Origin of the sequence: Pseudorhodoferax sp. Leaf267 (genome assembly GCF_001422405.1) — a bacterium.
Classification (GTDB): domain Bacteria; phylum Pseudomonadota; class Gammaproteobacteria; order Burkholderiales; family Burkholderiaceae_C; genus Pseudorhodoferax.
In genome coordinates this window covers 700814-714606 of sequence record NZ_LMMV01000001.1, presented here as the reverse complement: position 1 = coordinate 714606, position 13793 = coordinate 700814, and the positions used below count along the sequence as shown (strand labels likewise).

The 13793-nt window shown below is 64.6% G+C and carries 9 protein-coding genes; all 9 read left to right on the top strand.

The features are described 5' to 3' along the window. The first annotated feature begins 174 nt into the window (after window positions 1-174). Window positions 175-429, top strand: coding sequence for a hypothetical protein (locus ASF43_RS03110; RefSeq protein ID WP_156373109.1), 255 nt, complete (start codon window positions 175-177; stop codon window positions 427-429). A 122-nt stretch (window positions 430-551) separates the two neighbouring features. Then, a complete protein-coding gene (locus ASF43_RS03105) occupies window positions 552-2444 on the top strand; it encodes a hypothetical protein (protein ID WP_056176470.1) in 1893 nt (630 codons plus the stop codon). Window positions 2445-2678: 234 nt separating this feature from the next. Then, window positions 2679-3410: a hypothetical protein gene (locus ASF43_RS03100; RefSeq protein WP_056176467.1), complete on the top strand. Its 732-nt coding sequence runs from the start codon at window positions 2679-2681 to the stop codon at window positions 3408-3410. Between the two features lie 27 nt (window positions 3411-3437). After that, the gene (locus tag ASF43_RS03095; protein WP_056176463.1) at window positions 3438-4286 is read left to right on the top strand and encodes a hypothetical protein; all 849 of its coding nucleotides are present in this window, start codon (window positions 3438-3440) and stop codon (window positions 4284-4286) included. Continuing rightward, window positions 4283-4543: a hypothetical protein gene (locus tag ASF43_RS03090; protein ID WP_056176460.1), complete on the top strand. Its 261-nt coding sequence runs from the start codon at window positions 4283-4285 to the stop codon at window positions 4541-4543. Before ASF43_RS03095 ends, ASF43_RS03090 begins: the two co-directional genes overlap by 4 nt. A gap of 86 nt (window positions 4544-4629) precedes the next feature. Next, window positions 4630-4962: a hypothetical protein gene (locus ASF43_RS30355; protein ID WP_156373108.1), complete on the top strand. Its 333-nt coding sequence runs from the start codon at window positions 4630-4632 to the stop codon at window positions 4960-4962. Window positions 4963-5281: 319 nt separating this feature from the next. Continuing rightward, complete coding sequence (locus tag ASF43_RS03085; RefSeq protein WP_156373107.1) at window positions 5282-8248, top strand: hypothetical protein; 2967 nt, start codon at window positions 5282-5284, stop codon at window positions 8246-8248. Between the two features lie 120 nt (window positions 8249-8368). Then, window positions 8369-9043, top strand: a complete 675-nt coding sequence (locus ASF43_RS30350) for a hypothetical protein (RefSeq protein ID WP_156373106.1) — start codon at window positions 8369-8371, stop codon at window positions 9041-9043. A 418-nt stretch (window positions 9044-9461) separates the two neighbouring features. Further along, window positions 9462-13781, top strand: coding sequence for a PAS domain S-box protein (locus ASF43_RS03075; protein ID WP_056176450.1), 4320 nt, complete (start codon window positions 9462-9464; stop codon window positions 13779-13781). Window positions 13782-13793 lie beyond the last annotated feature (12 nt).

The following is a 13793-nucleotide window of genomic DNA, read 5'->3' as shown; positions in this document are numbered from 1 at the left end:
GCCAGGCATACCTCGCTGTGGCTTCCTGTCCAAACCACCACCACGACTCAAGAAATGATGATGACGACACCCCCTACCAACGGCATGGCCCCGTGGTCCAGCCTAGAACACCTTCACGGCCTCGTGTGCCAGCGCCTGCAGGAGGAGCTGAGCCGCAAGCGGTCTACCACGCCCATGACGCTGCTGATGGCAGCCCGGACCTTCCTGGGGCAGCAGTCGGCCTTGAGCTACCGCCCGCTGACTGAGCTGGAAGTGGTGCAACTGGAGGAGCTGAGGTCTCTGTACATAACCCGGACCATCGAGGCGGCAAGGGCCCCGGAGCCCTCCCTGGGCGTCCTCTCCGAGACCAGGCACCTGATTGACATGCTCGCTTCCCAAGCGCCCGCAGGCCCCATCCTGGGCCTGGAAGTGCCGTTCCTGACGGACTGAGGCTGGGTCGATGTGTCGGGGACCCCTACACAGTGCGGGGCTGCCTGCACGCGTCCTTCCGTGCCTGCGGCCTGGAGGGCATCTATATCTCACCCTGCGGCATCCATGCCTGACTCATCCTCATGACCACCATCGACACCCTCACGCTGACCCAAACAGCATTCGCGATCCTCAAGGCAGACCTAGAGCGCCGCAACGTCCTGAGCAGCATGCACAAGGCCGCCCTTTATCAGCTCCTGGACACCTGCGCGAGCTACTGCGCTGGCACGGAGCACGGCCGCAAGGCCTTCCCGATCCCGGCAGGCATGGGCAAATCGGCCAGCATCATTGCCTTCATCACGGCCCTACACCGGCTGGGCTACCGTATCCCGGTGTCCATCGCAGCAAGCAAGGTGGAGAGCCTGTGCGACACCTACAAGGGCCTGATTGCCAAGGGCGTGCCCGTTGGGGACATCGGCATCAAGCATTCGGTGTTGACTGCCAGTGTTCCATCTACCGGGGACGCTGACCGGCTCTATCAACTCGTGACGCATTCCCGCGTGAGGTCTGGGCGAGACTTCGAGCTGTTCGGGCAGCACCAGGGTGTTGACCGGGCCCTGTGCCTCTACGATGAGGCGCTGATCGTCTCTGACTCGTGGTCGTTCGCTGTGCGTCGCCTCAAGCTGGCTGAAAGCCTCCTAGGGGGCATGGCGAAGACCTCCAAGGACCATCACCTGGCCTCGCTGTTCCAGTTCGTCAGCGACTGCACAGACCTGATCGAAACCCAGCTTGAATTCATGGATGAGGCTGGCGATGCCGAGAACCGAGGGCGGCCCCTGTGGCTGCCCGAACGGGACCAGGAGACCATCGACGCATGGCAGTCCCTGATCCAGCGATGCAGCCGCGACCTCGGGCAGTATCGGCACACCCTGGAGGAATTCCTCAGTGTGGCCATGTCGCAGCTTCAGGTCCTAAAGACAGCCCAGGGGGACGGCATCATTTCCATCCGTCAGGCCGTTTCCAAGCACCTGCGCAATGTAGTCGTGCTGGACGCATCAGGCCCCATCTCGGACCTTGTGAACCTGGACACCAGCATCAAGCACATGAAGGATTTCGAGCTGGACTCCCTCAAGTCCTTTGAGCAGGTCGAGGTTCATCAGATCATGGCCTCGGGCTCCCGCAGTGCCGTCGAGCAGACCCTGAAGCAGGCTGGTGTCGAGAATGCGAAGGTCATCAAGGAAGTCCTAGCCATCATCCGGCGTGAGGCGCTGGAAGACCCGGCCCGGTGCTTCCTCCTGGTCAACTTCATTCCTAGGGACGGCCTGGACGTGGCCAAGCGCCTGCGCGAAGCCCTTACAGCCGAAGGTTTCGACCTGGAGGAGAGAGCACCGGCCGGCCAGGGGGACACTGCGCCGCGCAAGCGTTTCGAGTGGCTGACCTGGGGGGATCACCTGGGCCTGAACATGAAAGAGCATTGCCAGAGTGTCATCCTGGTGGGATGTCTGCACCGTAGCCATATCGACCTCAGCGCAGCAGCGCGGGGGCAGATGGGCAACATGGCTGCATCGACGCCCTACGACATGGTGAACAGAATCATGGAGTCGGAGATTGCTGGTGCAGTCATGCAGGCAGCATCACGGGGCTCCTGCAGGAACCTGAACAACGGCCTGGCCAACCCGATGCGCCTGCACCTTATCCACCGCAGCGCTACGCTGAAGACCATCCTAGATAAGGTCATGCCTAGGGCACAGTGGTTCTTCCCCGACCCGCTGTACTTAGAGAAGTCCTCATCCTCGAACATTGCGGATGAGATGCTGGGGCGCATCCTCGGACAGCTTCGGACCCTTGACGCAGCCATAACGAAAGTCTCCAGCATCAAGCTGAAGGCTGCCATGCAGATAGGCCCAGGCCGGAGCGATGGCCATGCGTTCAGCCGTGCAGTTGGAAAGCTCAACCTCGCTTTGCATGGTTGGGCCTTAGACGGCCGCTCACTGGTGAGGTCCACGGCGGAACTGTACGGGTTCAAGCCCACATAAAACAAGACCCTCGCCCTATAGAGCTGTAGGAGCTGGGTCTTGTTTTTCACCCAATGCTGGCGCGGCTTCCCGGGCCGTTTCAAGGCTATCGCAGCATGCCTAGGGCATTCCTTCACAGGTCTGTCTAACAGGTCTGATTCCCAGGCCACCCCACACCCCCGCAGGCCCCCTCGCGCTCCTCTGTCTCCAGAGGTCAGCCGTAGGCATGCCTAAGCCATTCACATTCACATCACCATGTACAGCAACACACACCCCACCGGCACCGGTGCTGCGGCCGCGAGGGCACGCGAACTGTCCGCCAAGCAAGTTTGCAGCGTCCCCGGCTGCGGAGGCAAGACCTCCGGTTTTCGCAAGCTCTGCGGCCACCACTACGACATGCACAAGCGGCGCGGCCATGCCCTGGCCCCCAAGACTGACCCGAAGGCTTGGGCGCTCGAAAGAGCCGAGGTCTTAGCCCTGTTCGCTGATAACCAGAACCATCCCGGCATCCTGTCCGGGGTGTCGTTCATCAATGGCCTGTACGTCCAGCACAAGGGCGGGACCAACAAGCCAGGCCTTGACTATGAGGTCTGCCGACTGGCAGATGCAGGCGTCGCAGCTATCACCGTCCTAGCCGAGGTGGCAGCCGTGGCCCTCTACATCAGCCGCAAGGCCACCAGGTTGCCCACGGTGGATTCCGAAAACCACCTCATCAGCCAGGCGGTCCTACGGCTGGCCCCACGGCCCCGCAATATGTCGGCATCGGCACTTCGCACCAGCAAGCGCGGCTATCCCACACGCCCCAGCGTGGCGGCGCTCAACTCCCTTGGAGCCACGATCCGAAATACCTTGTCCGGTCTCCTGGCGGCCATCGCCGTAGCGGCCACCGACAAGGCCGAGGCCGAGGCCAAGCGCCGCCAGGCCACCTATGAGGCGCACCGCGCGCCCTTCGTCATCACTGGGGCTGCCAGTCCTGTCTCTCACTGATCCCCTTCACTTCCCGCACCACCACCAATGACCATCCAATACCAATCCGGCAACATCTCCCAACATGGCGGCGTGACCCGCGTCACCCACGGCCAGGAAGACGCAGCAGTCCACAACCCCATGGCCGAGGCCTTCTCCACCGTAGGCCGCTTCAATAGCCCCACGCTGTCCGTGAACATGCGCACGGGCGAGACCGAAGCCAAGGGCCGCACCACCTACAACGCCTATGAAGACCAGGCCAGCCGCCCCGGCGTGATGGCGAGTTTCCAGCCGTACAACGGCGGAACCGTGGTGGTGGAAGGCATGCGCACCTCAGTCGCCAATGCCGTGCGCATGGGGGCTGTGCGAGCCGATGGCCATGGCGGTTTTATGGACGTTGCCAGCCTGGGAAAGTCTGAGGCCACCACGGCCACCACGGCCACCCCGGACCCCCTCACGCCCCCTGAGGCCGACAAGCTGCCATCCGCTGACCACTTCGACGATGCCGAGTGGCAGGCCTTCGAGACCGACATTGCAGACATGCCGCAACCGGTCTACGACAAGACGGTAGCGGTAGCAACCCTGGCATGCCTTGACGGCACCGACCTGGATGCAGCGGCTGACCGGCTGGCCCGTGAGGGTGGCATGGACCCCGCGCGGGCTCAGGAGCATGTGCAGTCGGCCTTCGGGATGTTCCGGGACGCCGTGGTGCGCTCGGTGGCTGCCGAAGGCGTGAGCCCTGCGCAGGCTGATGAGTTCTTCGCATGGTGTCGCGGCCAGCGTGGCTTGCAAGGCGCTATCTCCTCGCTGACTGTTGCCCGAGACGTGAAGCCCTTCCAGCACCTGGCCCGCGAGTACGCAGCGAAGCAAGCCCGCGCCGCTGGCGTCAACCAATGACCAGAGGTCGCGGCACCTTCAAGAAGCTTCACGCTGACCCCGTGGTCCGGCTGGAGACATTCATCCATCGCTGGTGCCTGTCGTCGGGCTTCGAGGGGCACGAGGCTGCCGTGAAGACCTGGGCGGAGACAGTGCAGTCCAAGGCCTTTAAGTCAGCCCTGAGCTACCTTGATGTCAACTTTTCCAGCCCCATGACGGACCTGCTGCACCGCTACCGCGCCTATGTCGCAGACCAGGCCAAGCAGACCCAGATGTGACCCTCATCACCCACGCACTTCGCACCTCAGGCCCGGCAATCGCTGGGCTTTTTCATTTCCTCGTTTCCATTTCCTGAAAGAACACCATGCCCGTTATCAATCAAGCCATTCCAGGCTCTGCCCTTCCTCCTGCTACAGGCCTCGTCACACCTTGGGAGACCACCTATCCAAGCCGCGCCAAGGCCAATCATGTGGGCCTGACCAGAACTCACTACCACCACGGCCCCTCTTACGCCGGCCAGCTTCCCATCAACGTGCCGGCCGAGTGGCTCGATGCTTATGGGCGGCCCCGCCCCGAAACGCCGATGGAGCTGCCGCCAAAGCCAGGCGATGAAGTGGAGTTCGGTCTAGGAGAGCCCGTATTCCGCCGTCCGGTCTTTACGCCTCCGGTAGCCGCCAAGCCGAATGGCCAGCCTTGACACCCTGAACGCTGGGGCTGCTGTCTGCAAGGTCGTGCAATGGGAGCCCTACGCCCCCAATCCACACACCTCGGACGGCCTGCCCCTGCTGTCGGTGGCTGTAGTGCCCTTCCCGGGTGTCCGGCCGGGAGATAAGGCCCAGGTCGCATGCAGACCCCCTCAGCACCCTATGGCCAGCTTCAACGCCTGGTGCCCCATCGCGGACCACGTAGTTCTAACGGCCACCGCATGCACGCATGAAGCGGTCCTAGACCCTGCGCCCATGCTCTGCGCCATCGTCATCAATCCATCCGGCCACGGCCTTTAGAACCCCTTTCCCATGGCAACCAGCAACCAGCGCGGCCCGGTCCTTGATCGTGTCGTAGCCACTCAGCAGAATTGGGGCATTCAGGCCCCTGCGCCCAATCACGAAATGGAAGGCCTCATCCGTGGCCTTTCCGAACTGAACCCCTCTTTGCAGCGCTACGCGGCCAGCTCCATGCAACTGGAGCAAGCCCAGATCGAAGCACAACGGGCAGAGGTCAACGCACTGGCCCAGCAGCAGGCCGATGCCCTGGATATGACCGGCAAGTCAGCGATGGAGTTCGCGGGCAACCCTACGCCAGCTCAGGTCCCCCCGGCGCTCGGCAAGCACTACCGGGAAGCGTTTTCCACGGCTCTTGGCCAGCGTGAAGGCATCAAGGCCAAAGACCAGGGCCTCGCAGCCTACAACGAGGCCAAGGAGCAACCCGGCTTCAATGTGGACGCCTTCCTGGGTGAATACCGCGCAAAGTCCTTGGGCGGCCTGGAAGGTGTGCCGATCCTGGCTGCGCAGGTCGGCAATCAGGTCAACGCCTTTGAGGTCCAGGTGCGTGCCGATGCCCAGCGCCGCGCGATGCTGCGACATGACGAAACCCGTAACGCCACGGTGGCCCAGAGCTTCACCGACAACCTGCGGGCAGACCTGCCACCTGATGCGCTGTTCGACATCTACACCAGTCGCCTCCTGCCGCAGGCTGAGTCCCTGGGTATGTCCAAAAAGGAAGCGGCCGGGAGCTTGCTTTCCACGCTGACGGCGCTGTCTACCAAGATGGGCGGCAACCCTGGTGTGTTCGACCTGTTCGACCGCAAGGGGGCCGATGGGCTTTCCCTGGGGGCGCATAACCCCGAGCTGGCCAACAACATCCAGGCAGCTCGCAACCAGGCGCAGGCCTTGTCCGATGCGAAGCTGAAGGACGACAGCCAGCAACGCAACTTTGTGACCATGACCAAGCTGGAGCAACAGCTTAAGGATGACCCGGCATCCATCACCCTGGATGTGATCCGGGCCAACATGGGCAAGTCCGGTCCGTTCGCTACCCATGATGAAGCCTTTGCCTACTGGAAGCGGGCCCAGGCTGCTGCAGTGGAAAAGCTCGGCATCCAACAGTTGCAGTCCGCATACGACAACCGCCAGATGTGGCTCCTAGATCCTGCAGACCAGCAGAAAGTCCTAGAGGCCAACCTAGGCCCCCATGCCCTGCGCATGGCTGAGGCTGCCCGCCAGGGTGATGTGGCCACGGTGGCAACCACTGCCGAGCAGTTGATGCGGGCACAGTCCGCCACGGGCGCTAAGGCCCCTCTGCAGGCCCTGGAGCAGTTCATCAATACCACGGTAACCTCGATGCCCGGGAAGGCTCCTACGCCCGCCTTCGAGGCTGCAGCGGCCATCTACAAGGCCTACTCCACAGACCCCGCATTCCGGGACATCTACTTCAAGGGTGACACGGCCGAAGTAATGCGGGGCTATGTGGCTGGCCTGGGCAGTGGCGACAAGGAAGCGGCCTACCAGGGCGCCTACCGTGCTGTGTCCCCCGAAGGCAAGGCCGCAGCGGCTGCCGTGGCCGCATCGCCAGAGTTCAAGGACAAGCTTGCGACGGTCTACAAGGACGTTCAGGGTTCCTCATGGTGGCCTCAGTGGGCAGGTGGCAACGGTCGGCCCAGCAATGCCCCTGCGGTCACCGCTATGGCCGGCCGCGCTGTGCAGGACTACTACGCCAAGAACCCCAATGCTTCCCCGGAGGCCTTGAAGGAATTCGCGGCGGACTGGACCTCTAAGAACTTCATTCACGACACCAACACCCGCATTGCCGTGAAGGTGCCTGCGGGGTCCGGTGGCCAGCTCGCGCAGGAGGCGCTGTCTGCCTATTCCAAGCGCGTCACCGAGGAGCAGCGGGCCGGATTGTCGGTCGGTCAGGCCGATGGCTGGCAAGTCAACTTCCTACCTACCGGGGACACTGGCCGATTCCAGGTGGTCATGCAGAACGGCTCTGCCATTCGTCACATTGAGTCCAAAACCCTGCAGGAGATGCAGCAGGAGCTGAGGTCCACCAAGATGTTCGAGACCCCCGAGGAGAAGGCAGGCATCGAGGCCATCTTCAAGCAGGTCCGATCCGGCCAGGTTGACCTTGCCTTTCTGGCAGCTCACGGCCCCCTCCTGGCCAAGATTCGCAAGGTAGGCGTACCGGGTCTAGGCGCTGCCGAGCTGGGCAAGCTCCATACCGCTGGCGAGGCTGAGATGCTGGCACGGGTGAAGTCCATTCCACTCCTGGCCCTGGGCCCGGTGGACACCAGCTCCCTGCAGTTCGTCCGCCAGCGTGGGGCCCGTGTCGACAACAAGCTTACGGCCCAGATTGCTGCGAGCTTCACCACGCAGGCCGTCGCATCCCCGGGTGCCATCGGGGCATCTCTGGCCGCATCGCTCATCACGATGGCCGAAGGCACGGTGTTGCAGGCCTACCCGGACCCCGCGAAGGATGCCGGCAACAACCTGGGGATGGGCTACAACCTGAAGGCCAACGCGGCAACGCGAGATGCTGACCTCAAGCGTGCTGGTGTCCCCGAGGACCGCATTCAAGACGTCATCGAGGGCCGCGCCCAGCTCACGCAGGACCAGGCCCGCAGGCTGCTGCAGGTAACCCTACCGACGTACACCCAGCGGGCACAGAGGGCCGCTGAGGCTGCCCAGCCGGGTCTGTGGAATCGCATGTCCCCCACCCAACAGGCAGTCATGACCGACATCGCCTATTCCGTGGGAGGTGCGGACCAGTTCAAGAAAGCATGGGCTGCGGTGGCCAGCGGGGACGCCGAGGGGTTCAAGGCGGCCGTGATGACCACCTACGTCAACAAGCAGGGAGAGCGGGTGAACGACACCCGGCGCTTTGCGCTGCGGGCGGCGATGCTGGCAGGCACTCCGCAGTGGAATGCGACCGTGGAAAAGTACGGTAGTTTTCCGAGCAACCAGATGGATGCGATGGCTTTGAAGTGAGATAGGTTTGCAGGTGTGGACGTGGCTTTCTGGCCATGCTCTGCACCTGCTTTTTTCGACCTTGACATTCGCTCACCTTCAAAGCAGGTAAGGCACACTTCCCCGAAAAGAGGGGCGGAGATGGAAAGCAAGGAAACGAGCTGGTTTGAGCGGATATGGATGTGCGTGGCTGTCCTGATTGCAGTTATCGCCGTTCTCGCCATCGTACCGGGGTACAACACTATCGCCAGATGGTTGGACCACATCAACGCACCTGCGTGGGTCCAAGCAGTCGGCTCCATTGTCGCTATTGCCGCTACCGGCGCAGTAGTCGCGTGGCAGCACGACCTAGAAAACAGACGCGCTAAAAAAGCTCAGGATGAGGAAATACGGCGAATCCTAAAGCTGCAGGGCGCAGTGTTCTTGGAAGCCCACTTCACACTGAAAAAGGTCGCAATCGAACGCAGAGACGCAGTGTTCACAGGCACGAGCCTTGGAACTGCTTTCGCGGCGGGCCGCCTGCGTCTTTATGCGCAAGCTCTCGACCGGCTGCCTGTAGATCAATTGCCTCATGCAGAAACGCTGGCGGTGGTTCTCGACGGTAGGACGCACCTTGGCCAAGCTCTCCACGTGTTAGACGCGGAACTATCTAGCGGAGTGGTCATGCACGGCCCGGCAGACGGTTCGCTGCCAAGTGCTGCACGAGCGGCTGAAGTCATTGGCAACGCTCTGAACGAGGCGGCAGCCCATCCAAACTACCAGTTCTTCGGCATGGAAAGAGAGTGGTCGAGGGCTCTCATTGAAATCGTAAAATAGAGCCTCTCGCGTGACACTTTGGTGTTGCACTTTTGGAATATCAGTCTTCGTAAGCTGTTGATTTCAAAGGATATGCTGAAGATTTTGACGTGGTCAAGGCTCGTCACCCCCCAATCTTTTCTGTCCGGCTGGTGCCACGACGGTGCCACGACATGGCTGTCGGGACGCTCTGCTCCCACTCGGCCTTCATTTCACGTCTACCGCATTCCTTCCGTCGGCCGGGCACGCCGCACGGGCCCGACGCATCTCTCACAGCATCCACTCGTGCGTTCCGCCCGGCGCACAGAAGGTGGTACAACTGTGTGCACAACCAATCCGCCTGAAAAGTGCAACATTTAAGACCCGATAATGCTATGAAATGAAAGCAAATCAAATCTCGGGTCGGCGTTCTGCGCCGGTTCGCGAATGGATTGTTCTGATGGCCGTCGTGGTGGCGCTAGGGGGTGTGATGGCGTACGCGCTGGTGCAGGAGCACCAACGCATCGATGGCGCAGAGCGGGCGCGCCTGCAGACGCAGGCGCAGGTGGTCGAGCACAACATCCGCCGCCAGCTCGAAGGCATCGACCGGGCGCTGCAGACCGTGCTGGCCAGTGCGGCGCACTGGCCGGCGCCGATGGCGCAATCCGGCGAGCCGCAACTGCGTGCGCTTGCCGACGTCATGCCCGGCGTGCGCACACTGGCCGTGATGGACGCGCAGGGCACGGTGCTCGCGTCGAACCGGCCTGAGCTGCTGGGGCGCAACTACCGCGAGCGCGACTACTTCCGCAGTGCGAGCGCGCAGCCCAGCGATGAGGTGCTGCACCTGTCCGCGCCGTTTCGCTCCTATCTGGGCAGCGTGGCCATCAATGTGGCCAAGGCATCTGTCGCAGCCGGCGGGGGGCTGGGCCTGCTTGTGACCGCCACGCTCGACCCGGAATACTTCGGCAGTGTGCTCGGCTCGGTCGTTTACGCACCGGACATGTGGGCCTCGGTGCTGCATGGCCGGGGCCAGCCGTTCCAGGTCAGCCCCGCCATGGCCAGCGAGGCCGTTTCGCGCCTGCCTCTGGCCGACACGCTGGCGCAGCGGCAGACCGGCAACGATGCCACCGCACTGGTGTCGATGGGCAGCGGCAGCGACGGCGATCCGGAGCGCCTGGTCGCGCTGCGCAAGGTGCAACCGCCCGCCCTCAACATGGACAACGCGCTGCTGGTGGCGGTGGGCCGCTCGCGCGCGGCGATCTATGCACCGATCTGGCAGCAGGCACGCGCCTATGCCCTGCTGTTCATGGGCCTGGCGCTGGCCTGCAGCCTGAGCCTGTGGCTGCTGCAGCGCCGCCGCACGCAGATGGCGCTGCTGGACCAGGCCAGCCGGGCCGCACGCCTGGAGAGCGAGGAACGCGTGGCGCTGGCACTGCGCGGCGCAGACCTGGGCCTGTGGGACTGGAACATCACCACCAATCAGCACGTGATGGACGAACGGGGCTGCGCGATCCTGGGGCTGACGCCGGCCCAGATGCAGCTGGAACGCCAGCCCTGGCACGAGCGCATGGAGCCCGAGGACTGGAAGGCCGTCCAGCTGCAGGTCGAGGCCCATGTGAACGGCCGCGCGCAACGCTACGAGGCCGAGTACCGCATGCGCCACGCCGATGGCCACTGGGTGTGGATCCTGTCGCGCGGCAATGTCGTGCAGCGCGACGGCACGGGCCGCGCCGTGCGCATGACCGGCACGCACATGGACATCACCGAGCGCAAGCGCGCAGCCGGCCTGATCGCCGCGCGCGAAGCGGAGCTGCGCGATTTCAAGAACATGCTGGACGAGACGCTGGACTGCGTGTTCATCCTCGATGCCCAGACCCTGCGATTCATCTACGTGAACGAAGGCGCAATCCGCACCACCGGCTACAGCGAGGACGCGCTGCTGCTGATGAGCCCGCCCGACCTGCTGTGGGACACCACGCCCGAGCAATACCGCGAGCGCACGCGCCCGTTGGTGGCCGGCGAGCAGCCGTCGCAGCTGATCGAGGCCACGCACCGCCACCGCGACGGCCATGCGATCCCGGTCGAAGTGTTCCTGCAGTACCTGCCGGCCACCGCCGAACGGGCACCGCGCTTCCTGGCGGTGGTGCGCGACATCACCAGCCGGCGCGCCGAGACCGCGCTCAAGCTGTCGGAGATGCGCTTTCGCATGCTGATCGAGCGCGCCCCCGTGGCAGTGGCCATCCTGCGCGGCGGGCTGTTCGACTACACGAACCAGGGATTCCTGGCCATGCACGGCTATGCCGACACCGATAGCCTGCAAGGAATGCCCTGGCGAGATTTTTTCGCAGCGAACAGCCATGCCGCGTTGGCAGTGGGCATGCAGGCGCGCAGCACAGGGCAACTGCCCAGCCAGGCCGCCGAGACCTACAGCGTGCGCAAGGACGGCACCCAGCTGCCGGTTCTGGCGGCCAGCGCATCCGTGCAGCTGTCCGAGGGCATGGCCACGATGGTGTTCCTGCAAGACATCTCGGCCCTGAAGCAGGCCGAGACGGAACTCATGCTGGCACGCGACGTCGCCGAGAAGGCCAGCCGCGCCAAGGCCGAGTTCGTCGCGAACATGAGCCACGAGGTCCGCACTCCGCTGAACGCCATCCTGGGCCTGGCCTATCTGCTCGAGCGCAGCACCGTGGGCCACGAGCCATTGGCGCTGGTGCGCAAGATCCATTCCGCGGGCCGCACGCTGCTGGGCATCATCAATCACATCTTGGACATCTCGAAGATCGAGGCCGGCCGCCTGGAGATCGAGCACGCACCGTTCCGGCTCGGCGACGTGATCGACAACGTGGCCACCATCATGGGCGTCAATGCCGGCGACAAGGCGCTGGCCCTGGTGATCGCGCCGCCGCCGGTCGGCACCGGCCACCTGGTCGGCGACGCCTTGCGTCTGGAGCAGGTGCTCGTGAACCTGACGGGCAACGCCATCAAGTTCACCGACAGCGGCCAGGTGGCCGTGCAGATGCGCCTGCTGCGGCGCGACCAGCGCCAGCTGGTGCTGCGCTTTTCCGTGACAGACACGGGCATCGGCATGGGGCCGGAGACACAGGCCGACATCTTCTCGCCGTTCACGCAGGCCGACACCTCGACCACGCGCCGCTTCGGCGGCACGGGCCTGGGCCTGAGCATCTGCCGCCAACTCGTGGAGCTGATGGGCGGCGAGATCGGCGTGAACAGCGTACTGGGCCAGGGCAGCGAGTTCTGGTTCACGCTGCCGTTCGAGCTAGCACCTCCGTCACATTTCTCCTCGCCGGCCATGCTGCAGGTCAGCGCCCTCGTGGCCGACGACAGCTCGATCGGCCGGGAGGCCGCCGTGGCCACGGCCCGGTCGCTGGGCTGGCAGATCGATGCCGTGGAGTCGGGCCGCGCGGCCCTGGAGACCATCGCCGACCGCGCCACGCGCCGCACCCTGCCCGACGTCGTGCTGCTGGACTGGCAGATGAGCGGCATGGACGGGCTGGCCGCAGCCCGCGCGATCCGCACCACCGTGGCCGTGGGCGAATGCCCGATCGTGATCATGGTCACGGCCCATGCGCGCGCCAGCCTGCTGGACGCCGCCGGCCAGGACGTGCTCGATGCCGTGGTGGACAAGCCGCTGACCGGCTCCAAGCTCTACGACGCCGTGGTCGCAGCGCAGCGCAAGCGCGCCACCGTGGCCGGCGCGGCGCCATTGGTGGAGGCGGCCCGCGAACGCAAGCTCTCGGGCCTGCACATCCTCGTCGTGGACGACAGCGAGATCAACCGGGAAGTCGCGCAGCGCATCCTGGAAAGCCAGGGCGCCGACGTGATGCTGGCCGCTGATGGCGAACAGGCCCTGGACCGGCTGAAAGACCGTGCGCACGGCATCGACATCGTGCTCATGGACGTGCAGATGCCGGTCATGGACGGCATCGAGGCCACGCGCCGTATCCGTGCGCATGCGGATCCGGCCACGGCGCAACTGCCCATCGTGGCGCTGACCGCGGGCGCCTTCAAGACACAGCAGGACGCCGCGCGTGCAGCCGGCATGAACGAGTTCATCAGCAAGCCGTTCGACGTGGGCCATGCCGTGGCGCTGATCCGGCGCCTGACCGGCCAGGCGCCGGCCCTGCCGGCGCAAGTCGCGCGCGCACGCATCGTCGTGACGCCGCCACCCGACGCGCCCGGCATCGACGTCGCGCAGGGCCTGCAGATCTGGAACGACCGGCAGGTCTATGGCCGCTTTCTTGCGAAGTTCGTGCGCGACCATGCGGACACGGCCCAGCAGATCGGGCGGCACCTGGCGCACGGCGAGCAGGATGCGGCCGCCGCCCTTGCCCACCGCCTGCGCGGTGTGGCCGCGCACCTGGCCCTGCCCGATACGGCGCAGCTGGCCACCGACGTGGAGCGGCTGCTGAGCGAGGGGCTGGACGCGACCGGCGCACTGGACCGGCTGGGCCAGGCCCTGGGCGAGGCCTGCACGTCCATCGCGCGCCTGCAGGCCGACGGCACGGTCGAGCCACCGCAGGCCGATCCCGCCGCCCCACGCGCAACGCATTCGCCCGAAGCCTTGAGCCTGCTGCACGACCTGCTGCAGACCCTGGACCACGACGACCCCTCCCACGCCGAGCCGGTGATGGCAGCGCTTGCCACCGCATTGCCGCCCGGCGAGCACCAGGCCTTGCAGCGCCTGCTGGACGACTTCGACTTCCGCGGTACCGAAGCGCTGGTCAGACGCATGCTCGATGCGTCCGTCACGGCAGCTTGAGGACCAGCACCC

Coding starts and splice junctions, on each gene's coding strand:
- ASF43_RS03110 (WP_156373109.1), top strand. CDS start 175: ATGACGCTGCTGATGGCAGCCCGGACCTTCCTGGGGCAGCAGTCGGCC.
- ASF43_RS03105 (WP_056176470.1), top strand. CDS start 552: ATGACCACCATCGACACCCTCACGCTGACCCAAACAGCATTCGCGATC.
- ASF43_RS03100 (WP_056176467.1), top strand. CDS start 2,679: ATGTACAGCAACACACACCCCACCGGCACCGGTGCTGCGGCCGCGAGG.
- ASF43_RS03095 (WP_056176463.1), top strand. CDS start 3,438: ATGACCATCCAATACCAATCCGGCAACATCTCCCAACATGGCGGCGTG.
- ASF43_RS03090 (WP_056176460.1), top strand. CDS start 4,283: ATGACCAGAGGTCGCGGCACCTTCAAGAAGCTTCACGCTGACCCCGTG.
- ASF43_RS30355 (WP_156373108.1), top strand. CDS start 4,630: ATGCCCGTTATCAATCAAGCCATTCCAGGCTCTGCCCTTCCTCCTGCT.
- ASF43_RS03085 (WP_156373107.1), top strand. CDS start 5,282: ATGGCAACCAGCAACCAGCGCGGCCCGGTCCTTGATCGTGTCGTAGCC.
- ASF43_RS30350 (WP_156373106.1), top strand. CDS start 8,369: ATGGAAAGCAAGGAAACGAGCTGGTTTGAGCGGATATGGATGTGCGTG.
- ASF43_RS03075 (WP_056176450.1), top strand. CDS start 9,462: ATGGCCGTCGTGGTGGCGCTAGGGGGTGTGATGGCGTACGCGCTGGTG.